The sequence below is a fragment of the Marinobacter sp. genome (assembly GCF_035268745.1).
Lineage (GTDB): Bacteria > Pseudomonadota > Gammaproteobacteria > Pseudomonadales > Oleiphilaceae > Marinobacter.
Map to the genome: position 1 here is coordinate 1 of NZ_DATFKH010000108.1, position 2,080 is coordinate 2,080.

At 59.0% G+C, this 2,080-nt stretch carries 2 protein-coding genes and 1 pseudogene; all 3 read left to right on the forward strand.

Translation table 11 applies throughout. The features are described from left to right. A pseudogene (gene glcE / locus VJ956_RS08325) lies at positions 1-286 on the forward strand (glycolate oxidase subunit GlcE); the annotation flags it as partial. 165 nt (positions 287-451) lie between these two features. Next, entirely contained in the window at positions 452-1,657 is a 1,206-nt protein-coding gene (gene glcF / locus VJ956_RS08330) for a glycolate oxidase subunit GlcF (RefSeq protein ID WP_324083732.1), read from the forward strand. Positions 1,658-1,690: 33 nt separating this feature from the next. Then, the coding region (locus tag VJ956_RS08335) for a DUF4124 domain-containing protein (protein ID WP_324083734.1) at positions 1,691-2,080 on the forward strand (390 nt) is incomplete at its 3' end.

The following is a 2,080-nucleotide window of genomic DNA, read 5'->3' on the forward strand; positions in this document are numbered from 1 at the left end:
GCGGTTCTCCATAGGCTCGACTGCAGCTAACCCCGAGCTGGATGGCCCCTGGCTGATCGACTGGGCCGGGTCCCAACGCTGGTACCGCGGCGAGGCCGACTCCGCCCGGATGGAATCCATGGCCAGGAGCGCTGGCGGACAAGTCAGCCTGTTTCGCGGCGGTGATCGTACTGACGAAGTGATGCACTACCAACCCGAGGCGTTGCAGACGATTCAGAAGCGGTTGAAGGAATCCTTCGACCCGGACGGATTGTTTAACCCCGGTCGGCTTTACAGTTGGCTTTGATAAAAACACCATAAGCCTGAGGAGCGGCTGGGAACCTTCTTCCGAAACTGTACGGAGCCATGGATGGCGGAGTCCAAGCGTCACATGGATGTGCCGAAGGAGCGTGTTTCGGAAGAAGGTTCCCAGCCGTGACCAGACTCCAGAATTCAGCAGTTCAGGTAGACCATGCAAACAAACTTAGTTCAACAATTTGCCAACACCGCCGAAGGTCAGGAAGCCGAATCAATCCTGCGGGCCTGCGTTCACTGCGGCTTCTGCACCGCCACCTGTCCTACCTACCAGGAACTGAATAATGAGCGGGACGGCCCCCGCGGCAGAATTTACCTGATGAAAATGTTTCTTGAGGGTGAAGAAGTTACCGAAAAATCCCGCCAGCACCTGGACCGCTGTCTGACCTGCCGTAGCTGCGAGACCACCTGTCCATCCGGTGTTAAATATGGCCGCCTGGTCGACATCAGCCGTGGCCTGATGGAACAGGAAATGCCCCGGCCGGCCAGAGAGCGCTGGATTCGCTGGGCGCTCGGGCGTTTTATTCCCAACAGAAAACTGTTCGGCTTGTTCCTTGGCCTCGGGCAGTTCTTCAAGCCCGTGCTGCCCGGCGTGCTGGGTGCGAAAGTACCACCGAAGAAGAAAGCCAGTCCCTGGCCAACATCCAGCCACGAACGCATTGTTATCGCCCTGGCCGGCTGTGCCCAACCAGCGGCAACGCCGAATACGAACGCGGCTGCGGCACGGGTAATGGACAAGCTGGGTATCACCATGGTGGAAGCACCGCAAGCCGGCTGCTGTGGCGCCGTTAACCACCATCTGTCGGAACACCAGATTGCCCTTGACGCCATGCGCCGCAACATCGACGCCTGGTGGCCCGCTATCGAGGCCGGGGCCGAAGCGATCGTCATGACCGCCTCCGGCTGCGGCGCCATGGTGCAGGACTACGGGCACTTGTTGAAAGACGACCCGGTGTACGCCCAGAAGGCGCAGAAAGTCAGCGAGTTGTGTACCGACATTGGCGCCTTCCTGCTCAAGCAGGATCTTGACAAGCTGAAAGTGGCTTCCGGTTCCGGAAAAGTGGCTGTGCACTGCCCCTGCACCCTGCAACACGCCATGAAGCAGGGCGGAGCGGTGGATCAGGTTCTTGCCAAAGCCGGTATTGAGCTGGCCGAGACCAAAGACCGGCATCTGTGCTGTGGTTCCGCCGGAACCTACTCCATTCTTCAGCCCGAACTGAGCCAGCGTTTGCTGAAAAACAAACTGGAAGCGCTTACCATAGACAAGCCGGATCGCATCGTCACCGCCAATATTGGCTGCCAGATGCATCTGGAAACCAAAGCACCGGTGCCCGTGCAGCACTGGATTGAACTGCTGGATTGACCGACAGACGAGACACCACAGGGAGCGTGGACTATGCCAGGACGGCGTTGGGTATTTTTGTGCTTATTCCTGCTGGCCCAGCCAGCGGCCGCTGAGATGTACACCTGGACTGACGACCAGGGCGTCACCCATTTCTCGGATACTGCGCCTGCCACCGCGAAGGCAAAGACCGTGACCCCGCGAAATGCCTCCGTGATTCCCATGGCGGATAACGTGCGCCAGAGCGAGAAGGTCAGTGCCATTCACCGGAAGATTCAACAGTCCCTTCAGCGGGATACGCCCGAACAGCGCTTCCGAAGCAGCGAGGGAGCGCCTGACGCAGAAAAACAGTGCAGCAAACTGAAGCTCAGGATTGAAAAAATCCAGCAGAAGCTGCGTGCCGGCTACTCCGGCAATCGTGGTAACAGCCTCCGGCGCCAGCGC

Coding starts and splice junctions, on each gene's coding strand:
- glcF (WP_324083732.1), top strand. CDS start 452: ATGCAAACAAACTTAGTTCAACAATTTGCCAACACCGCCGAAGGTCAG.